At 70.1% G+C, this 20206-nt stretch carries 16 protein-coding genes and 1 pseudogene; 10 read left to right on the top strand and 7 right to left on the bottom strand.

From position 1 onward, the window contains the following. Positions 1–126: 126 nt before the first annotated feature. The 3 genes and pseudogenes from GH736_RS04895 to GH736_RS04885 form a co-directional block, all read right to left on the bottom strand. Positions 127–513: pseudogene (locus GH736_RS04895) on the bottom strand (biotin/lipoyl-containing protein); the annotation flags it as partial. 66 nt (positions 514–579) lie between these two features. Then, entirely contained in the window at positions 580–1953 is a 1374-nt protein-coding gene (gene lpdA / locus GH736_RS04890) for a dihydrolipoyl dehydrogenase (protein WP_159600813.1), read from the bottom strand. Positions 1954–2051: 98 nt separating this feature from the next. After that, positions 2052–3524: a leucyl aminopeptidase gene (locus GH736_RS04885; RefSeq protein WP_159600811.1), complete on the bottom strand. Its 1473-nt coding sequence runs from the start codon at positions 3522–3524 to the stop codon at positions 2052–2054. Positions 3525–3612: 88 nt separating this feature from the next. Between GH736_RS04885 and GH736_RS04880 the strand changes: the two genes are divergently transcribed. The 4 genes from GH736_RS04880 to GH736_RS04865 all read left to right on the top strand — a co-directional run bounded on the left by GH736_RS04880 (position 3613) and on the right by GH736_RS04865 (position 8233). Continuing rightward, on the top strand, positions 3613–4539 hold the full coding sequence (locus GH736_RS04880; protein ID WP_159600809.1) for a proteasome assembly chaperone family protein: 927 nt from the start codon (positions 3613–3615) through the stop codon (positions 4537–4539). Between the two features lie 223 nt (positions 4540–4762). After that, positions 4763–6226: an RNA polymerase sigma factor gene (locus GH736_RS04875; protein ID WP_159600807.1), complete on the top strand. Its 1464-nt coding sequence runs from the start codon at positions 4763–4765 to the stop codon at positions 6224–6226. A 7-nt stretch (positions 6227–6233) separates the two neighbouring features. Continuing rightward, positions 6234–7490, top strand: coding sequence for a Mur ligase family protein (locus GH736_RS04870; RefSeq protein ID WP_159600805.1), 1257 nt, complete (start codon positions 6234–6236; stop codon positions 7488–7490). Beyond that, complete coding sequence (locus GH736_RS04865; RefSeq protein WP_159600803.1) at positions 7487–8233, top strand: type 1 glutamine amidotransferase; 747 nt, start codon at positions 7487–7489, stop codon at positions 8231–8233. The genes GH736_RS04870 and GH736_RS04865 overlap by 4 nt, the downstream gene beginning before the upstream one ends. Before the next feature lie 84 nt (positions 8234–8317). Here the strand turns inward: GH736_RS04865 and GH736_RS04860 are convergent, their stop codons facing one another. Then, on the bottom strand, positions 8318–8554 hold the full coding sequence (locus GH736_RS04860; protein ID WP_159600801.1) for a DUF7455 domain-containing protein: 237 nt from the start codon (positions 8552–8554) through the stop codon (positions 8318–8320). A gap of 146 nt (positions 8555–8700) precedes the next feature. On the opposite strand from GH736_RS04860, the gene GH736_RS04855 reads away from it, so the two are divergent. After that, on the top strand, positions 8701–10779 hold the full coding sequence (locus GH736_RS04855) for a DNA gyrase/topoisomerase IV subunit B (RefSeq protein ID WP_235933837.1): 2079 nt from the start codon (positions 8701–8703) through the stop codon (positions 10777–10779). 12 nt (positions 10780–10791) lie between these two features. On the opposite strand, the gene GH736_RS04850 is transcribed toward GH736_RS04855, so the two are convergent. Together GH736_RS04850 and GH736_RS04845 are read right to left on the bottom strand one after the other, a co-directional pair. Next, positions 10792–12126, bottom strand: a complete 1335-nt coding sequence (locus GH736_RS04850; protein WP_159600797.1) for an FAD-binding oxidoreductase — start codon at positions 12124–12126, stop codon at positions 10792–10794. Between the two features lie 133 nt (positions 12127–12259). Continuing rightward, complete coding sequence (locus GH736_RS04845; protein ID WP_159600795.1) at positions 12260–14734, bottom strand: DNA gyrase/topoisomerase IV subunit A; 2475 nt, start codon at positions 14732–14734, stop codon at positions 12260–12262. Positions 14735–14812: 78 nt separating this feature from the next. On the opposite strand from GH736_RS04845, the gene GH736_RS04840 reads away from it, so the two are divergent. Continuing rightward, complete coding sequence (locus GH736_RS04840; protein ID WP_159600793.1) at positions 14813–15964, top strand: alkaline phosphatase family protein; 1152 nt, start codon at positions 14813–14815, stop codon at positions 15962–15964. Positions 15965–16000: 36 nt separating this feature from the next. On the opposite strand, the gene GH736_RS04835 is transcribed toward GH736_RS04840, so the two are convergent. Next, on the bottom strand, positions 16001–16585 hold the full coding sequence (locus GH736_RS04835; RefSeq protein WP_159600791.1) for a DUF3043 domain-containing protein: 585 nt from the start codon (positions 16583–16585) through the stop codon (positions 16001–16003). A gap of 37 nt (positions 16586–16622) precedes the next feature. Between GH736_RS04835 and GH736_RS04830 the strand changes: the two genes are divergently transcribed. The 4 genes from GH736_RS04830 to GH736_RS04815 all read left to right on the top strand — a co-directional run. Continuing rightward, positions 16623–18050: a dipeptidase gene (locus GH736_RS04830; RefSeq protein WP_159600789.1), complete on the top strand. Its 1428-nt coding sequence runs from the start codon at positions 16623–16625 to the stop codon at positions 18048–18050. A 79-nt stretch (positions 18051–18129) separates the two neighbouring features. Beyond that, positions 18130–18480 carry an iron-sulfur cluster insertion protein ErpA gene (gene erpA / locus GH736_RS04825; RefSeq protein WP_159600787.1) on the top strand — a complete coding sequence of 117 codons (351 nt, stop codon included), beginning with the start codon at positions 18130–18132 and terminating at the stop codon, positions 18478–18480. Positions 18481–18678: 198 nt separating this feature from the next. Then, positions 18679–19581 carry an aa3-type cytochrome oxidase subunit II gene (ctaC, locus tag GH736_RS04820; RefSeq protein WP_159600785.1) on the top strand — a complete coding sequence of 301 codons (903 nt, stop codon included), beginning with the start codon at positions 18679–18681 and terminating at the stop codon, positions 19579–19581. Beyond that, a partial coding sequence (locus tag GH736_RS04815) for a cytochrome c oxidase subunit I (protein ID WP_203230649.1) occupies positions 19578–20206 on the top strand: 629 nt, incomplete at its 3' end. The genes ctaC and GH736_RS04815, both read left to right, overlap by 4 nt.

The raw sequence follows: 20206 nt of genomic DNA, 5'->3' as shown, positions 1-20206 counted from the left end.
GGTCCACGCGAGCACCGAACCGATCACGAGCAGGTCGCCGACGCCGAAGCCCTGCTCGAGGATCTGCCCGACGTCGCCGCTCGCCTACTCCGATCCGCTCCTGAACCCCTGGAACTGCGCGACGACCGACGCCGGGGCGGCGGGCGCCTCGGGCGCAGCGGGGGCGGCCTCGGGGGCCGATGCGGCGGGTGTTGCCTCCGGTGCCGCGGGTGCGGCCTCGGGTGCCGGCGCGGCCTCGGGTGCCGGCGCGGCCTCGGCGGGCGCCGCGGCCGCGGAGCCGTCGCCGATGGTCACGAGGGCCGTGCCGACCTCGACGGTCTCGTCCTCCTGGACGAGGATCGCCTCGATCACGCCGGCGACCGGCGATGGGATCTCGGTGTCGACCTTGTCGGTCGACACTTCGAGCAGCGGCTCGTCGACCTCCACACGGTCGCCGACGTTCTTCAGCCAGCGGGTGACCGTGCCCTCCGTGACACTCTCACCGAGTGCCGGGAGGCTGACGGATTCGCTCATGCGCTTGTCTCCTTCACAGCGTGTGACGCTATCTAGCTTATTGCAGTCGTGTTTCCGGGGTCGGGCTCAGAGCGCGTGCAGCGGCTTGCCGGCGAGCTTCAGGAACGCCTCGCCGAGCGCCTCGTTCTGCGTCGGGTGCGCGTGGATGAACGGGGCGATGTCCTCGGGGTACGCCTCCCAGTTCACCGCGAGCTGCGCCTCGCCGATCAGTTCGCCCACGCGGGCGCCGATCATGTGCACGCCGACCACGGGGCCGTCGTTCACGCGGACCACCTTGATGGAGCCGCTGGTCTCGAGGATGTGGCTCTTGCCGTTGCCCGCGAGGTTGTACTCGTACGCCGAGACCTGGTCGGCGCCGAACTTCTCGGCGGCGCGCGCCTCGGTGTAGCCGATGGACGCGACCTCGGGCTCGCAGTACGTGACCTTGGGGATGTTCACGTCCTCGACGACGATCGGATTCAGGCCCGCGATCTCCTCGGCGACGAAGATGCCCTGCTGGAAGCCGCGGTGCGCGAGCTGCAGGCCCGGCACGATGTCGCCCACGGCGTACACGCCGGGGATGTTCGTCGCGAGGCGCTCGTTCGTGATGACGAATCCGCGATCCATCGTGACGCCGACCTCGTCGTAGCCGAGGCCCTGGGTCACGGGTCCACGCCCGACGGCCACGAGCAGCAGCTCGGCCTCGACGGTGTCGCCGTTCTCGAGGGTCACGACGACGCCGTCGTCATGCTGGCTGACGCCCTGGAAGCGGACGCCGAGCTTGTACTCGATGCCGCGCTTGCGGAAGGCGCGCTCGAGCTGCTTCGAGACCGACTCCTCCTCGTTCGGGACGAGGTGGGGGAGCGCCTCGATGATCGTGACGTCGGCCCCGAAGGACTTCCAGACGCTGGCGAACTCCACGCCGATGACGCCACCGCCGAGCACGGCCACCTTGCGGGGCACGAAGTCCAGCTCGAGTGCCTGCTCGCTCGTGATGACGCGGCCGCCGATCTCGAGGCCGGGAAGCGAGCGGGAGTACGAACCGGTCGCGAGGATGACGTTCTTGCCGACGATGCGGTCGCCGCCGACCTGCACCGCGTTCGGAGCGACCAGTCGGCCCTCTCCCTCGATCACCGTGATGCCGCGCGCCTTGACGAGCCCCTGCAGGCCCTTGAACTTGCTGGCGACGATGCTCTCGCGGTACTGCGTGACCGCGGGCACGTCGATGCCCTCGAACGTGGAGCGGACGCCGAACCTCGCCGACTCCCGCGAGCTGTCCGCGACCTCGGCCGCGTGCAGCAGCGCCTTGGTCGGGATGCACCCGCGGTGCAGGCACGTGCCACCCAGCTTGTCCTTCTCGATCAAGCCGACGGTGAAGCCCAGCTCGACGGCACGCAGCGCCGCCGCGTACCCTCCGCTGCCGCCACCGAGGATGACAATGTCAAAGTTCTGCTCGGACAACCGCAATCTCCCTTGCGCAATTGATCTGCGACACGGACTGCCGCCGTTGATGATCGGGGGCAGGGTGCTCGGGCGACGTTCTCGCCCATATGACCTTACTACCCGGCAGAGAGGTCCTCGCCCAGCCGGACGAGGGTGCGCACGGCCACTCCGGTTGCCCCGGATCCCGTGTATCCCCATGCCGCGCCGGAATTGTTCGACGGCCCCGCGATGTCGAGATGCGCCCACGGGATCCGCTCGTCCGAGCCGTCGCGGGTGCCCACGAACTCGCGCAGGAACACGCCCGCCAGCAGCATGCCGGGCACCGTGACCCCGAGCTTCGTGTTCGCGAGGTCCGCGACATCGGACCTGAGCAGGGGGAGCAGGTCGGCCGGGAGCGGCATCGGCCAGGTCGACTCACCGACGGTGTCGGCCGCAGCCCGCACGCCGGCCACGAGGTCGTCGTCGCCCATCAGCCCGGTGATGCGATGCCCGAGGGCGACGACCTGCGCCCCCGTGAGGGTCGCCACGTCGATGATCGCGTCGGGCTGCTCGGCGCTCGCGGCGACGAGGCCGTCGGCGAGGACGAGCCGGCCCTCCGCGTCGGTGTTCAACACCTCGACGGTGGTGCCGCCGTGCATGCGGAGCACGTCGTTCGGGCGCACGGCGGTTCCCGACGGGAGGTTCTCGGCGAGGCAGAGCCAGCCGGTGACGCGGATCGGCACCCGCAACTCGGCGAGCGCGACCACGGCGGACAGCACCGCGGCCGCTCCGGCCATGTCGGTCTTCATGCCCACCATCGAGGCCATCGGCTTCAGCGACAGCCCACCGGAGTCGAAGGTGATGCCCTTGCCGACCAGTGCGAGGTGCACGGATGCCCCGTCGGGCGCGTACTCCAGTCGCACGAGTCGCGGCCCGCGGCTGGAGCCGAGCCCGACCCCCAGGATGCCGCCGAAGCCGCCTTCGGCGAGCGCCTCCTCGTCCCAGACCTTGGCCGAGACCCCGGCGGCGCTCGCGGCCTCGACCGCCAGCTCGGCGAGGCGCTCGGGGTACAGGTCGGCGGGTGACGCGTTGACGAGGTCCTTGGTCCGTGCGACGCCGGCCGCGACGGCCCGGACGCGATCCACGCCGATCACGGCCTCGTCGAGGTCGGAGTGCAGGATGATGCGCTCGATCGGCGCCTTCGCCGTCGACTTGTACTCGGAATAGGCGTAGGCGCCCAGGGCCGCGCCCTCCAGGGCCGCGGCGGCCAGCTCGGCGTCATCCGTCGGGATCGCGATCGCGACCGCGGCAGCCCCGGTGAGCTGCCGCACCGCGCTGCCGACGGCGAGGCGGAACGCCGTGGCATCCGCTGCGCTGCCCGTGCCCACCACCGCCACCATGCGCGGGCCGTCGCCGTTGCCGGGAAGTCGCGTGACCTCCTCTGCGCCGCCCTTCGCGCCGACGGCGGCGAGCGCGTCCGGCACCCACTCGTAGCCCTCGACCGCCAGGAGCTCGGCGCCGTCGCTGCCGCTCCTCGCGGCGAGGAGCACGACATCGGCGTCGGATGCGACGACTGGGGAGGCGGAGACGGCGAGGGAGGGAACGGTCATGCAGGCGATCGTACGTGTTCGCTCTCGGCATCATCCCACCGGTCCACGAACGGGCGGGCGGCCCGAACGGCGTCAGTAGGCTGGAAGCATGCGCGATCCCCGGTCACTCTACGAGCTGAATCCGGACGTCCAGGTCCCTCCCGGACTGCCCCTCGTGGCCGGCTTGACCGGGTTCGCCGACGCCGGCTCCGCGGTCGCGCAGACGAGCGACTACCTGCTGTCGACGCTCGACACGACCGTCGTGGCCACGTTCGAGGCCGACGAGCTGCTCGATTACCGAGCGCGCCGCCCGATCATCCTGTTCCAGGGCGATCACCTCGCGGACTACCGGCCGCCCCGCCTCAGCCTCGACCTCGCGCGCGACGAGATCGGGCAGGAGTTCCTGATGCTCACGGGCTATGAGCCCGACTTCCAGTGGGAGCGGTTCGGCGCGGCGCTGCTCGGCCTGATCGACGACCTGCAGGTCTCCTCGACGACCTGGATCAATTCCATCCCGATGCCGGTGCCGCACACCCGCCCCATCGGCATGACCGTCAGCGGCAACCGCGCGGATCTCATCGAGGCCATGTCGATCTGGCGGCCGACGACCGAGGTGCCGTCGAACGCGCTGCACCTCGTCGAGTACCGACTGCAGGAGCAGGGGCATCCGACCACCGGTTTCGTGCTGCTGGTGCCTCACTACCTGAGCGACGCCGAGTACCCGGCGGCCGCCGTTGCGGCCCTCGAAGCCATCAGCGCCTCGACCGGACGGATCTTCCCCACGGATGCGCTGCGCGAGCAGGGCCGCGAGTTCATCGCGCGCATCGACGAGCAGGTCGCAGAGAACGGCGAGTTGGCCAAACTCGTCGCGACGCTGGAGCAGCGCCACGACTCCTACATGGAGGGCACCTCGCTCCGCTCGCCGCTCACCGACGAGGACGGCGAACTGCCGTCGGCCGATGAGCTGGCGGCCGAGCTCGAGAAGTTCCTCGCCTACCGCCGCACTCGAGACGACGACACACCGCTGGGCGGTTGACCCCGAGCGGATCCGACGCGGCCCGCGAGCCCGGCGATCCGATGCCGGTGATCGCCCGAACCGCCCGGCCAGCCGGGAATTCGTGATCGGCCTCCCACGTTGCACCATGTGGGCGAGGAGCGGGTGGAGCGCACGTTCTGCTGACCCCGAGCCTGTATAATGGATTCAGGACCCGTTCTGGTCTGCTGGCGCAGTTCACGTGCGCCGACGAAGCGGACTTGACATGGGTCCTCATAGTGTCCGAAAACGACCGGGCCGACAGCACGAGCCGAACGCCCGAGAGGGCACACGCCGGGCAACGGTAGGAGAGGTTCAACGAATGGCAACGACGAAGGCTGCGACGTCGGCGAAGAGCGAGGCGGAGAAGCCCGCGACCCGCACGACGGCTGCGAAGTCGACCGCCGCGAAGACCGCGGCGACGGCCGCCAAGGCCCCCGCGGCGAAGGCCGCCACGAAGGCGGCCACCCCGGCGACGAAGACGCCGCGCACCAGCACGGCGAAGACCGCCGCCAAGCCGCGTGGCAAGGCCAAGGCCGGCGCAGCGGGCGACGAAGAGGACGAGGTCGAGCCCGGCGAGCTCGAAGAGGTCGAGGTTGACGCCGAGGTCGAGGTCGACACCGCGGCGGTCGTCGAGGTCACCGACACCGACGCCGACACCGACGACGAGGAGACGAAGCCCGTCGCGGTCGAGCCGCACCCGACCGGAGCCCTCGTGCTCCGAGCGGTGGACGACGAGGACGAGGTTCCCGTCTACTCGAGCGCCATCACCGGCGCGACGGCCGACCCCGTCAAGGACTACCTGAAGCAGATCGGCAAGGTCGCGCTCCTGAACGCGGCCGAAGAGGTCGAGCTCGCGATGCGCATCGAGGCGGGCCTGTTCGCCGAGGAGAAGCTCTCGCACATGACCGACAGCGAGAAGCGCTCGCAGCTCGGTCGTGAGCTGCAGTGGGTGGCGAAGGACGGGCAGCGCGCCAAGAGCCACCTGCTCGGCGCGAACCTGCGCCTGGTGGTCTCGCTCGCGAAGCGGTACACGGGTCGCGGAATGCAGTTCCTCGACCTGATCCAGGAGGGCAACCTGGGCCTCATCCGTGCGGTCGAGAAGTTCGACTACACCAAGGGCTTCAAGTTCTCGACCTACGCGACGTGGTGGATCCGCCAGGCGATCACCCGCGCCATGGCCGACCAGGCGCGCACCATCCGCATCCCGGTGCACATGGTCGAGGTCATCAACAAGCTCGCCCGCGTGCAGCGCCAGATGCTGCAGGACCTGGGCCGCGAGCCCACCCCCGAGGAGCTGAGCCGCGAGCTCGACATGACCCCCGAGAAGGTCATCGAGGTGCAGAAGTACGGCCGCGAGCCGATCTCGCTGCACACCCCGCTCGGTGAGGACGGCGACAGCGAGTTCGGCGACCTCATCGAGGACACCGAGGCGGTCGTGCCGGCCGACGCGGTCGGCTTCACCATGCTGCAGAAGCAACTCGAATCGCTGCTCGACTCCCTGAGCGAGCGCGAGGCGGGCGTGATCCGCATGCGGTTCGGGCTCGGCGACGGCATGCCGAAGACGCTCGACCAGATCGGCGACACGTTCGGCGTCACCCGCGAGCGGATCCGCCAGATCGAGTCGAAGACGATGGCGAAGCTGCGCCACCCGTCGCGCTCGCAGTCGCTTCGCGACTACCTCGAGTAGGACCCAGGTGCGTTACGCGCCGGCGATCCTCGTCGGCAGGCTCACCCGATTCGCCGCCCGGCTGCGCAAGCCGGGCGGCGGTTCGGCTGTTCCGGGGCTCGTCGTCAACCGCATCGCGCCCCGGTACCTCACGCGAACGCTCTCGGGCTTCCCGCAGGGACTCGTGGTCGTCTCGGGGTCGAGCGGCAAGTCGACGACCACCAAGATGCTCGTCGCCATCCTGCGCGCGCATGGCGTCGAGGTCTTCACCAACCCCTCGACGGCGAACATCAGCCAGGGCCTCACCTCGGCGCTCCTCGAACGGGCGGACTGGCGGGGCCGCGTGCCCGGCGACGTCGCCGTGCTCGAGATGGACGAGGGCCACGGCGCCCTCGTGATGCAGGGCGTCGATGCCCGCGTGGTCGCCCTCACGAACGTGATGGTCGACCAGATCGACCGCTTCCACGATTCCGAGATGGTGGCCGGGATGCTCGAGCGGATCGCCGCGCGAGCACACGAGGCCATCGTGGTGAACGCCGACGACGCGTACCTCCAACGGCTCGCGGCGAAGGCGGGGCCGGGCGTCGCGGTGCGACGGTTCGGCGTGTCCGCAGAGGTCCTCGCGCGGTCGCCTCGCGGCCTCGGGTACTCGGAGACGTCTCGCGAACGCCTCGCCTCCGACTCGGGTGTGGTCGTGGCATCCGTCGACGGGGCTGCCGCGGCGCTGCGCGACGGCGAGGCATCCGTCGAGATCACGCTCCCCGCGAGGGGCACCCACTACGCGGTCGACGCCGCGGCGGCCTATGCGACGGCGCAGGCGGTGCTGGGGGAGCGGTTCTCCATGGCCACGGCCGCCGACGCCCTGAGCGCCATCCCCGCGGTGTTCGGGCGCGGCGAGCGGGTGAACGTCCGCGGCCACGAGGTCGAGTTCGTCCTGGTCCAGAACCCGGCGAGCTACCAGCTCAACGTGGACAGCATCGAACCGGGCACCGAGCAGATCCTCTTCGCGATCGGGTCCGACGTGCGCGATCCGTCCTACTTCTGGCCGACGGATGCCTCGTCGCTCGGCCGGGTCTCCATCGTGAGCGGCTCCAAGGCCGCCGAGGCCGCGCTCATGCTGGCCTACGACGGGGTCGAGATCGACCGTGTGGAGCCCGACCTCGCACGCGCGCTCGACGACTTCCTCGCCGGCCCCGCGCCCGGCACCGGCGTCAAGACCATCGTGTTCTCCGCCGACGCCATGCGCAGGACACGGGCCCACCTCGGACTCACGGGAGCGGAATGACCACCCTGACGATCGTGTCGCTCCTGCCGTCGCTGATGAACACGAACGGTGACGCCGAGAACGCGTCCGTGCTCCGGCGGCGCGCGGAATGGGCCGGTCTCGACGCGCGCGTCGTCGCCGTGGGCTCCCGTGCCGACCTTCCCGACCGGGTCGACGCGGTCGTGATCGGCTCCGGAAGCGACGCCTCGCTCGAGACGGCCAGGTCGACGCTGCTCACGATGCACGACGAGCTGCGCACGTGGGGCACCGACGGAGTGCCGATCCTCTCCGTCGGCACGGGCTGGGAGCTGCTCAGCTGGGGCATCGAGCACCGCGACGGCTCGACCATCGAGGGACTCGGCATCCTTCCGGGGCGTGCGGTACCCCGCGACGGCCGCGTCACCGGCGATGCCGTCGTCACATCGCCCCGGTTCGGCCTGCTCGTCGGGTTCGAGAACCACGCCCGCGACTATGTCGGCGCCGAGGGATCGCCGCTCGGGCGTCTCCGCTCGGGGGTCGGTAACGGCCGCGGCTCGGGCCAGGAGGGCGTCGTGATGGGCACGGTCATCGGCACGCACCTGCGTGGACCGGTGCTCGCGAAGAACCCCGGGTTCGCCGACCACCTCCTCGCATCGATGGCGGAACGCGCGGGACTCGACTATGCACCCGGTCCTGCCGCCGCCGTCGCCGACGGGTACGCGACGGCCGCGCGCGAGGCGCAGCTCGGAGCCGTCGGCGCCGCGGCATCCGTCGGCGACGCCTGACATCGCCGCGGACTCGCGGCGAGAGCGGTCAGACACACGAACGCCCCGGCCGAGGCCGGGGCGTTCGTCGTGCTGGTCGGTGGGTCAGTCGCGGCCGTCGACGAGGAGCTTGCTCGACTCGTCGTGCCAGCTGTGCGCGATCTGGGACAGCTTCTCCTGGTGCTTGCGACCGTGGTGGGCGCAGAACAGGAGCTCGCCGCTCGCGACGACGACCCGGATGTAGGCCTGGGCGCCGCACGCATCGCAGCGGTCGAGCGCGGTGAGCTCATATGGGGTGTCGAGTTCGTCGACCGCACCGGTGGTGTCGGTGTAGTTCGTCATGGCTCCTCCTCCTGGCTCACGCTCGATGCTTCCGTTCCTCAATGAAAGCACGCCCTCGGCGGTCTTCCTCCCGTTGGGCCGGGCATTTCGCTCAGCGCGTAGCGCCTCGCACGCGGTGTCGTCGACCGTCAGTAGGCTTGTGCGACGTGAGCTCCGACTATTCCGCCCGCCATCTCTCCGTCCTCGAGGGGCTCGAGGCGGTGCGCAAACGACCGGGCATGTACATCGGTTCAACCGACTCGCGCGGGCTCATGCACTGCCTCTGGGAGATCATCGACAACTCCGTCGATGAGGCCCTCGGCGGCCACGGCAGTGAGATCGGCGTCGTCCTCCACCCCGACGGCAGCGTCGAGGTACGCGACCGCGCCCGCGGCATCCCCGTCGACATCGAACCGAAGACCGGCCTCTCGGGTGTCGAGGTGGTCTTCACGAAGCTGCACGCCGGTGGCAAGTTCGGCTCCGGATCGTACGCGGCGTCGGGCGGCCTGCACGGGGTCGGGGCCTCCGTCGTCAACGCGCTCTCGGAGCGACTCGACGTCGAGGTCGACCGCGATGGCAAGACGTGGGCGATGTCGTTCCACCGCGGCGAGCCGGGCGTCTTCGCCGACGCCGGCACGCCGAGCCCCGACGCGCCGTTCACCCCGTTCGAGGACCGCAGCGAGCTCCGCGTCGTCGGCAAGGTGGCCAAGGGCGTCACCGGCACGCGCATCCGCTACTGGGCCGACCGGCAGATCTTCACGAAGGGCGCGGAGTTCCAGACCGACGAGCTCCTCTCGCGTGCGCGCCAGACGGCGTTCCTCGTGCCCGGCATCGCGATCGACGTCAGGGACGAGCGCGGGGCGGAGCCGCACACCACGTCGTTCCAGTTCGAGGGCGGCATCTCCGAGTTCGCCGAGCACCTCGCCACCGATGCGGCGCTCACCGACATCTGGCGGATCACCGGCGTCGGCCCGTTCACGGAGACGGTGCCGGTGCTGACCGACGCCGGGGCGATGGTGCCCACCGAGCTGCACCGTGAATGCCAGGTGGACATCGCACTGCGCTGGGGCACCGGGTACGACACGATCGTGAAGTCGTTCGTCAACATCATCGCCACGCCCAAGGGCGGCACGCACCAGACCGGCTTCGAGCAGGGCCTGCTCAAGTTCCTGCGCCAGCAGGTCGAACTGAACGCCCGACGCCTGAAGGCCGGCAGCGACAAGCTCGAGAAGGACGACGTGCTCGCGGGTCTGACCGCCGTGATCACGGTGCGCCTGCCCGAGCCGCAGTTCGAGGGCCAGACGAAGGAGGTGCTCGGCACACCTGCCGTGCGCGCCATCGTCTCCAACGTGCTCATGAAGGAGCTCGGCGCGCGGTTCGCCTCGTCGAAACGCGACGACAAGGCGCAGTCCGCGCTGCTCCTCGACAAGGTCGTCGCCGAGATGAAGTCGCGCATCTCGGCACGCGCGCACAAGGAGACGCAGCGACGCAAGAACGCGCTCGAGAGCTCATCGCTGCCGGCGAAGCTCGTCGACTGCCGCTCGAGCGACGTGGCCCACAGCGAGCTGTTCATCGTCGAGGGCGACTCGGCGCTCGGCACGGCGAAGCTCGCCCGCGACAGCGAGCACCAGGCGCTCCTGCCCATCCGCGGCAAGATCCTGAACGTGCAGAAGGCGAGCGTCTCCGACATGCTCGGCAATGCGGAATGCGCCTCGATCATCCAGGTCATCGGTGCCGGTTCGGGTCGCAGCTTCGACCTGTCGACGGCGCGGTACGGCAAGGTCATCATCATGAGCGACGCCGACGTCGACGGTGCGCACATCCGCACCCTGCTGCTCACCCTGTTCTTCCGCTACATGCGTCCGATGATCGAGGAGGGCCGGGTCTTCGCGGCCGTGCCGCCGCTGCATCGCGTCGTCGTGATGAACCCCGGCTCGAAGCCGAACGAGATCATCTACACCTACTCGGAGGCGGAGCTGCAGGGCGTCCTCGCCACGCTGAAGAAGCAGGGCCGTCGGTACCAGGACCCCATCCAGCGGTACAAGGGACTCGGTGAGATGGATGCCGATCAGCTCGCGACGACGACGATGGACAAGCGCCACCGCACGCTCCGCCGCGTCGGCCTCGGCGACGCGGAGAACGCCGGACGCGTCTTCGAGCTGCTGATGGGCAACGACGTCGCACCGCGCAAGGAGTTCATCATCGACAGCTCCGACGCGCTCGAGCGCGACCGCATCGACGCCTGAGCACCCGCCGGCTCAGTTCCTGCTCGGCCGGATGTTCTGGTTGAGGTGGAAGGCGTTGCCCGGGTCGTAGCGGTCCTTCACCGCCGTGAGCCTGGCCAGCTTCTGCTCGGTGTACGCCCGTCGGAGCCCGGCGGCTCCGTCGTCGCCGAGCACGTTGACGTACGCGCCGCTGGCATAGCCGTCGAGCGCCGCGGCGTAGCGGCGGGCGGCCGACATCCGTGCCTCGTCCTCGGCGGGGTCGCTCCAGCGCGACGCCGCGACGAATTCGAAGGCGGTGTCGCGCCGGGCGAACGCCGTGTCGCCGTCGGGGACGTCGGCGATCGCCCCGCCGTACGCCTGCAGGCTCACGTTCGGGAGGTCGGGTCCCTCACGGGTCAGGAGGGCATCGATCGCCTCGTCGCGGAGGGCGCTGAAGTAGTGGCCCTTCCAATACCGGCGCCAGGCGTGGCCCTCCTCGTCGTCCTCACGGGTCTGGAGCTCGAGGTACGTCATCGGGGCGATCGCCTCCCGCAGCGGCTCGGCATCGCGGGCGAGCTCGTCGCGGAGCGCCGAGACGATCGCCGCACCGTCGGCCGAATCCCCGACCCAGACGAGGCCGAGTGCGACCACCTGGCCGACGATGGTCACGGTGAACGTGGCCTGCCGTGGCGCCGCGCCGTTGAGGTCGCGCCAGCGGCGCATCGGCGCTCGTGCTTCGGCGGCCGAGAAATGGAACTCCGCGGCGATGGCGTGGCCGGCCTCGGGGTGCAGTGCGAACTCGAAGTCCGTGACGACGCCGAAATTGCCGCCTCCACCGCGGAGCGCCCAGAACAGCTCTGGACGCTCCTCAGCACTGGTGTGCACGAGCTCGCCGTCAGCGGTGACCATGTCGAACGACACCACGTTGTCGCACGTGAGGCCGTGCTGCCGTGCCAACCACCCCATCCCGCCGCCGAGGGTCAGGCCGCCGACCCCCGTGTGCGAGACATTGCCCGCCGTGGTGGCGAGGCCGTGCGCCTGCGCAGCGCGGTCGAGGGCGCCGAGCAGGGCGCCGCCCTGCACGTGTGCGCGCCGGGACGCCGGGTCGACCGCGACCGACCCCATCGGTCGCAGGTCGATCATGAGACCGTCATCCGGAACGGCGTGACCGACGATGCCATGGCCGCCGCAGCGGATGCCGAGGTCCAGATCGTGCGCCCTCGCGAACCGCACGGCATCTGCCACATCCCCGGCGCCGGCGCACTGCACCACGTATCGGGGCCTGCGATCGATCATCGCGTTCCACACGGTGCGCGCCTCGTCGTAGTCGGGATCTCCCGGCTCCAGCACCTGGCCGTCGATCGTCGACCCCAGCGTCGCCCGCGTCATCACGCCCCCTTCGTCCGCCACCTCGATCGGTCGGCGGTACGCCGTCCTCGTCGCGGGGGCCACGCCCGAATATGCCGCTGGACGGAGCCGGCGTCAAGGTCGCCGGGGATGGAAGGCAGGCCGACCGCTGGCCTCAGCCGATGCGCGTGCCGATCGCGGCGACGACCGCCTCGAGCGGCTGACCCGACGCGTCGCGCTTCGCACCGCCGTCGGGCAGCTGACGTGCCGACCCGTCGACCCCGACCGCCAGGGCGGGGGAGCGCCCCACCCAGGCGAGGTGCAGCGCATCCTCGCCCTTCAGGAACCGCTGGGCCCGCACCCCTCCGGTCGCGCGACCCTTGGGTGGGAACTCCGCGAACGGGCTCACCTTCGCCGATCCGGGGTCGGTGCCGAGCAGTGTCTCGTTGCTCGCGGCGACCGTGACCACCAGCGCGTCGTCGCGCGCGTCGGCGGGAACGCTCGTGAAATGCACGACGTGCGAGCCGGCGGCGAGGTTGATGCCTGCCATGCCGCCGGCAGGGCAGCCCTGCGGACGCACACTGGACGCCGGGAACCGCAGCAACTGCGCATCGGATGCCACGAACACGAGCTCGTCGGATTCGTCGCCCTGCACTGCGCCGACCACCTCATCGCCGGCCTTCAGCCCGATGACCTCGAACTCGGGCTTGTTCGGGTACGCGCCCGTCGACACGCGCTTCACGACCCCCTGCTTGGTGCCGAGGGCGATCGAGCGGTCCGCGTCGAGCGAGACGATCGCCAGCACCTTCTCGTCTCGGTTCGGCAGCGCGAGGTAGTCGCCGATCCGTACGCCGGCCCCGAGCTGAACGGACGTGGGCGGCAGCATCGGGAGGTCGACGGGCGTGAACCGGATGAGCCGGCCGAGGCTCGTGACAGCCCCGATCTCGGCGCGGCTCGTGGTGTCGAGGGTCGATCGGATCGCGTCGTGCTTGCTGCGACGGGAGGGCGGCGTGATCGTCGGGGGTCCGTCGGGACCATCGGGCAGGTCGACGCGCGCGATGCGACCCGTCGCGCTGAGGAACACGCGGCACGGGACATCCGCCACCTCCAGCACGGCGGCCTGCCGCTTGGCCGCCGCCCCGGCGATGCTCGGGCGCGCGTCGGTGAGCAGGGTGCGGCGCGGCGTGCCGTAGCGCTCGGCGACCTCGGCGAGCTCGTCGGACACGAGGGCCTCGATGCGATGGCGGCTCGCGAGCAGCTCCTCGAGCTCGGCGATCTCGGCGCGGAGCTTGTCGCGCTCGGCTTCGAGCTCGATGCGCGAGAACTTGGTGAGCCGGCGCAGCTGCAGCTCGAGGATGTACTCGGCCTGCACGTGGCTGAGGTCGAAGACCTCCATCAGGCGGGCACGTGCCGCGGCGGTGTCGTCGCTCGACCGGATGACCTGGATGACCTCGTCGATGTCGAGGATCGCGATGAGCAGGCCGTCGACGAGGTGCAGGCGTTCACGTCGGCGCGCGAGGCGGTACTGCGACCGGCGCGTGACGACGGAGATGCGGTGCGCCACGTACACCTGCAGCAGCTCCCGCAGCCCGAGGGTCTGCGGACCGCCGTCGACGAGGGCGACGTTGTTGATGTTGAAGGAGTCCTCGAGCGGGGTGAGCCGGTAGAGCTGTTCGAGCACGGCGTCGGGACTGAAACCGGTCTTGATGCCGATGACGAGCCGGAGGCCGTTGGTGCGATCGGTGAGGTCGGTGACATCGGAGATGCCGCTGATCTTCTTGGCGTTGACGCCGTCCTTGATCTTCTCGATGACCTTCTCGGGGCCGACGAGGTAGGGCAGCTCGGTGACGACGAGCCCGGTCTTGCGTGCGGTGATGTTCTCGACACGGACCTTGGCGCGGGTCTTGAACGCCCCGCGGCCGGTGGCGTAGGCGTCCTTGATTCCCGCAAGCCCGACGATGGTGCCGCCGGTGGGCAGGTCGGGCCCCGGCACGAACTCCATCAGCTCATCGAGTGTGGCGTTCGGGTGGGCGATGAGGTGCCGGGCCGCCCCGACGACCTCGATGAGGTTGTGCGGGGCCATGTTGGTGGCCATGCCGACGGCGATGCCGCTCGCGCCGTTCACGAGGAGGTTCGGGTAGGCCGCCGGCAGCACCTCGGGCTGGGTCAGCTGGTTGTCGTAGTTCGGCACGAAGTCCACGACGTCCTCGTCGAGCCCCTCGGTCATCGCCAGCGCAGGCGCGTCGAGCCGGGCCTCGGTGTAGCGCGGCGCCGCTGGCCCGTCGTCGAGCGAGCCGAAGTTGCCGTGGCCGTCGATGAGCGGGACTCGGAGCGTGAACGCCTGGGCCATGCGCACGAGCGCGTCGTAGATGGCCGTGTCGCCGTGCGGATGCAGCTTGCCCATGACCTCGCCGACGACCCGCGCCGACTTCACGTGGCCTCGATCGGGCCGCAGCCCCATCTCGACCATCTGGTAGAGGATGCGTCGCTGCACGGGCTTCAATCCGTCGCGCGCGTCGGGCAACGCCCGCGAGTAGATGACCGAATAGGCGTACTCGAGGAACGAGCCCTGCATCTCGGTGGCGACGTCGACGTCTTGGATGCGTTCGACGATCGGTTCGTCTGCGGGCGGGTTCTTGGCTCGGGTCATCCGTGGTCTCTGCGGCAGGCGTGCTGGGGGCACGCGGCGAACGAGGAGCGCGCCCTGGCCTGTGCCAGACTGGGCGCGATGCCTGCCATGCTACCGGTGCCCGCCGTCACAGCTCCGCGGCTTGCCGGGGTGCTCGCCAGTTCGATCGCGAGCCTCACTGGGGAGGCGAACGAGTTCGGGCTCCCCGCGGCATCCGGAGCCGTCGTGGTGCTCGTCGACGGGCTGGGCGCAGCCAACATCCAGGCGAGGGCCGGGCACGCCAGATTCCTTGCGGGGCGGATGTCCCGGCGCGACGTCATCCGCACGGTCGTGCCGTCGACGACCGCCGCGGCGATCGCGAGCTTCACCACCGGCAGGATGCCGGGGGAGCACGGGCTCGTGGGCTACCGCGTCTTCGACGAGGCCCGCGACCGCGTCGTGAACCAGCTGAGCGGCTGGGACGCCGGCATGGTGCCCGAGACCTGGCAGCGCTCGACGACGCGCTTCGAGGAGGCTGCGGAGCGCGGCATCCGCAGCTTCGCCGTCGGTGCAGCCCGGTACGCAGACTCGGGCTTCACCAGGGCCGTGCTGCGCGGGGCCGAGTATCGCGCGGCCGCGACCATCGCCGACCGGTTCGCCGAGGCGTGCACCCTGATCGAGGGGGAGGCGGGCGCGCTCGTGTACCTCTACGTTCCCGAACTCGACCAGGCGGCCCATGCCCACGGCTGGGAGTCGGACCGCTGGCTCGGCATCCTCGAGGAGCTCGACGCCGAGCTGTCCGCCTTCGAACGACGGATGCCGCGTGGCACGGGCCTGCTCGTCACCGCCGACCACGGCGTCATCGACGTGCCCGCCCACCGGCACGTGTTCATCGACGCGAAGCCCGAACTCCTCGACGGCGTGCGCCACGTGGGCGGCGAACCCCGCTTCCTCTCGCTCTCCCTCGAGCCCGACCTCGACGCCGCGGCCCGTGCGGCGCTGGCCGACCGGTGGCGCGGCGCCGAGGAGCACCGTGCCTGGGTCGTCACCCGCGACGAGGCGATCGCGACCGGCATGTACGGCGAGGTCGCCGACGAGGTGCGGCCACGCATCGGCGACCTGCTCGTCATCGCCAGGGCGGGCATCGCGTACTACGACCGCCGCGAACCGAACCGGCAGGCGGAGTCGATGATCGGCCAGCACGGCGCGCTGAGCGACGAGGAGACCCGCGTCCCGCTGGTCAGGGGCGGCGTCTACACCCGCGCGGACTGACCCCCCGGGCGTCTGCGCTCGTGGTGCCGACCGGCCTCAGGAGGGGTACTGCCCGCGCTTGACCTGCGGCTTCGGAAGCCGCAGCGGCCGGAGCTGCAACGCGCGCATCGCCGCGTACCAGCGCACCCGCTCGGCCTTGTCATCGCCGAACTTCGCCTTGACCTTGCGGGTCACCACGTAGCCGAGGATCACGACGTCGACGACCGCGATGAGGAAGAACGCCCACAGCGCCAGGATGCCGATGGTCTGCACCTGGGCGCTCGGGATGAGCGTGAGCAGGATGACGAGGAACATCACCGGGATGAGCACCTCGCCGATGCTGAACCGGGCGTCGACGTAGTCGCGTACGAACTTCTTCTGCGGGCCGCGGTCGCGTGCGGGCAGGTAGCGGTCGTCGCCGAGGGCCATGCCGACGCGGGCGCGTTCCCGCGCCTCGGACTGCTGGGCGCGGGCCTGCTTCGCCGCTTCCTTGCGGTCGTTCGGAACGAGCGGGCGCTTGCGCGCGGCCTCCTGCTCGGCGCGGCTCGGCGTGGGCGCGCCCTTGCCGGCCTTCACCCGGGCCTGGGTCTCTTCGAGCGTCTCGACGCTCGGCTGGTCGCTGCTGTTCGGTTGCTTTGCCACGGGAGTCCTCGGTTCGGTTGCCCTTAAGATTACCGGCATGACCGACCCCCGACTCACCGAATCCGACGTCGTACCCGTGCCCGAGACCTCGGACGCGATCCGCGCCGCCGTCGACGCCGGGTTCCCGGCCACCGTGGCCGACCTCGCCGGGCTCGTGCGCATCCCATCCGTCTCCTGGCCGGCGTTCGACGCGACCCATGTCGCCGAGAGCGCAGAGGCGGTCGCCGCGCTGCTGCGGGGGACCGGCGTGTTCGACCTCGTCGAGGTGCGCCGCGCCGCGGTGGAGGACGGGTCGGAACTCGGACAGCCCGCAGTCGTCGCCAGCCGCCCGGCGCGCAACGGGCGGCCCACCGTACTGCTCTACGCGCACCACGACGTCCAGCCGCCCGGCAAGGACGAGGACTGGCAGACCCCGCCGTTCGAGCCCACGCAGCGCGGCGACCGCCTGCACGGTCGCGGCGCGGCCGACGACAAGGCGGGCGTCATGGCGCATGTCGGCGCGATCCGCGCCTTCGCCGAGGCATCCGGCGACTTCGACCTCGGCATCGCCGTGTTCGTCGAGGGCGAGGAGGAGTGGGCCTCGCGCTCGTTCGCGAACTTCCTGCGCGAGAACCGCGAGCTCCTCACCGCCGACGCGATCATCGTGGCCGACTCCGGCAACTGGGACCTCGAGACGCCCGCGATCACCGTCGCGCTCCGGGGCGCCGTGGCCTTCAACGTGCGCATCGACACCCTCGACCACGCCTCGCACTCCGGCATGTTCGGCGGCGCCGTGCCCGACGCGATGCTCGCGGCCATCCGCATGCTCGACACGCTCTGGGCTCCCGACGGGTCGGTGGCGGTCGCCGGCCTCCGCAGCGCCGACCTCGAGACGCCGGCCTACGACGAGGACCAGCTGCGCCGAGAGACGGGACTGCTCGACGGCGTCTCGCCGATCGGCAACGGCACGATCCTCTCGCGCATCTGGGCGCAGCCGGCGGTCACGATCACGGGCATCGATGCCCCGGATGTCGCGAACGCCTCGAACACGCTGGTGCCCGGCGTGCGCGTGCGGGTCAGCGCACGCATCGCCCCCGGACAGGACGCCGACGAGGCGTACGAGGCGATCCGCGCGCACCTCGAGGCGAACGCCCCGTTCGGCGCGCGCCTCACCTTCGAGGACGTCGACACCGGTCAGGCGTTCCTCGTCGACACGAGCGGCTGGGCGGTCGCAGAGACCCGCGCCGCGATGGCGGAGGGCTGGGGCCGCGAACCCGTCGAGATCGGCGTCGGCGGATCCATCCCGTTCATCGCGGAGCTCGTCGAGGAGTTCCCCGGGGCGCAGATCCTCGTGACCGGCGTGGAGGATCCCGACTCGCGGGCGCACAGCCCCAACGAGTCGCTGCACCTCGGCGTGTTCAAGCGCGCGCTGCTCAGTGAGGCGCTCTTCCTGGCGCGCCTCGAGGCGAGGACGACGACTTCCTGAGCAAAGACCGGACGTGCGCTCCGGTTCGGCGGTTACCATGGAGGAAGATTCCCGCGTTTCCGACGCACCGAGGAGAGACATGAGCGACACGATCACCGAGACCGCGCACGGCGTGAAGCTGAGCGAGCCCGCCGCCGACAAGGTGCGCAGCCTCCTCGAGCAGGAGGGGCGTGACGACCTGCGACTCCGCGTGGCGGTGCAGCCCGGCGGCTGCTCCGGCCTCATCTACCAGCTGTACTTCGACGAGCGCCTCCTCGACGGCGACGCGGTCGTCGACTACTCGGGTGTCGAGGTCGTGGTCGACAAGATGAGCGTGCCGTATCTCGACGGCGCATCCATCGACTTCGAGGACACGATCCAGAAGCAGGGCTTCACCATCGACAACCCGAACGCGCAGGGCAGCTGCGCCTGCGGGGACTCGTTCCACTGAGCGAAGTCCACCACGCTCCGAAGGGAGGTCGCCGAGGCGACCTCCCTTCGTCGTTTCCGCAGACCAGATGGGAATCCGCGTTCCGACGTGCTCGATCCGGGCCCCGCGTGCACACCCGGGCAGCAGGTTCGGAGTAGGCTAGGTCTCGATCACCGCGCTTCGCTGAGAAGCGCCTTCGAGTCTCCCGAAAGGTCACCGGTGCGCCACAATCGCCGTCTCCGATGGGCTGCAATCCCGATCGCAGCGTCGCTCAGCCTCGTCCTCGCAGGATGCACCGAGGCGCAGCTGAACGGATTCCTCCCCGGATTCGAAGCCGGACAGCCGCCGGTCACGAACCACACCGAACTCGTGTCGGGCCTCTGGGTCACGTCATGGATCGTGCTGCTCGTCGTCGGCGTCATCACGTGGGGCCTCACCATCTGGGCGGTCATCGCGTACCGCCGTCGCAAGGGCCAGACCGGCCTGCCCGTGCAGTTGCGCTACAACATGCCGATCGAGGTCTTCTACACGATCGTGCCGCTGATCCTCGTGCTCGGCTTCTTCGCCTTCACGGCGCGAGACCAGGCGATCATCGAGCAGCGCTTCGCGGAGGACGACATCGACGTCAAGGTCGAGGTCATCGCCAAGCAGTGGGCGTGGGACTTCAACTACGTCAACGAAGACGTCTACTCGCCCGGCATCCAGGGCCAGCTGTCCGACGAGGGCGCGAAGGGCTCGCTGGTGCAGTCCGAACTGCCCACGCTCTACCTGCCCGTCGGCAAGAACGTCGAGATCGAGCTCCAGTCCCGCGACGTGATCCACTCCTTCTGGGTCGTGGACTTCCTCTACAAGAAGGACATGTTCCCGGGCAAGACCAACTACATGTCGTTCGTCCCCGAGCGGGAGGGCACCTACGAGGGCAAGTGCGCCGAGCTCTGCGGCGAGTACCACTCCCTCATGCTCTTCAACGTCGAGGTCGTCTCCGAGGCCGAGTACGAGCAGTACATCGAGTCGCTGCGCGATCTCGGCCAGGAGGGCCAGCTCTCCGACGAGTACGACCGCAACCAGAACCTGCCCGGAACGGGCACGCCCAAGCTGCAAGAGGAGACCGAAGCCGAATGAGCACCACGACCGCACCGGCTCGGCCCCAGTCGAGCAGCCTGCCGTTCGGCGCTTCCAAGGTCGAACGCAAGGGGAACATCCTCGTCCGGTGGATCACCTCCACCGACCACAAGGTCATCGGGTACCTCTACCTGATCACCGCGTTCATCTACTTCTGCATCGGCGGCGTGATGGCGCTCATCATCCGCGCGCAGCTGTTCGAGCCAGGCCTCGAGATCGTCCAGACCCGCGAGCAGTACAACCAGCTGTTCACGATGCACGGCACGATCATGCTGCTCATGTTCGCGACCCCGCTCTTCGCGGGCTTCGCGAACGTGCTCATGCCCCTGCAGATCGGGGCACCCGACGTCGCGTTCCCGCGCCTCAACGCGTTCGCCTACTGGCTGTTCAACTTCGGTTCGCTCATGGCGGTCGCCGGCTTCTTCACGCCGCAGGGCGCCGCATCGTTCGGGTGGTTCGCCTACCAGCCACTCGCATCGACCACGTTCTCGCCAGGCATCGGCGGCAACCTGTGGATGCTCGGCCTGGGCCTCTCGGGCTTCGGAACCATCCTCGGCGCGGTGAACTTCATCACCACGATCATCACCATGCGCGCACCCGGCATGACGATGTTCCGCATGCCGAT

The organism is Agromyces humi (genome assembly GCF_009720255.1).
GTDB classification, from domain to species: domain Bacteria; phylum Actinomycetota; class Actinomycetes; order Actinomycetales; family Microbacteriaceae; genus Agromyces; species Agromyces humi.
The sequence above is the reverse complement of the archived record's forward strand: the minus strand, read 5'-3'. Positions and strand labels throughout refer to the sequence as shown.

Coding starts and splice junctions, on each gene's coding strand:
- erpA (WP_159600787.1), top strand. CDS start 18,130: ATGAGCGACACGATCACCGAGACCGCGCACGGCGTGAAGCTGAGCGAG.
- GH736_RS04860 (WP_159600801.1), bottom strand. CDS start 8,554: ATGACGAACTACACCGACACCACCGGTGCGGTCGACGAACTCGACACC.
- GH736_RS04875 (WP_159600807.1), top strand. CDS start 4,763: ATGGGTCCTCATAGTGTCCGAAAACGACCGGGCCGACAGCACGAGCCG.
- GH736_RS04885 (WP_159600811.1), bottom strand. CDS start 3,524: ATGACCGTTCCCTCCCTCGCCGTCTCCGCCTCCCCAGTCGTCGCATCC.
- GH736_RS04845 (WP_159600795.1), bottom strand. CDS start 14,734: ATGACCCGAGCCAAGAACCCGCCCGCAGACGAACCGATCGTCGAACGC.
- GH736_RS04850 (WP_159600797.1), bottom strand. CDS start 12,126: ATGACGCGGGCGACGCTGGGGTCGACGATCGACGGCCAGGTGCTGGAG.
- GH736_RS04840 (WP_159600793.1), top strand. CDS start 14,813: ATGCCTGCCATGCTACCGGTGCCCGCCGTCACAGCTCCGCGGCTTGCC.
- GH736_RS04865 (WP_159600803.1), top strand. CDS start 7,487: ATGACCACCCTGACGATCGTGTCGCTCCTGCCGTCGCTGATGAACACG.
- GH736_RS04880 (WP_159600809.1), top strand. CDS start 3,613: ATGCGCGATCCCCGGTCACTCTACGAGCTGAATCCGGACGTCCAGGTC.
- GH736_RS04830 (WP_159600789.1), top strand. CDS start 16,623: ATGACCGACCCCCGACTCACCGAATCCGACGTCGTACCCGTGCCCGAG.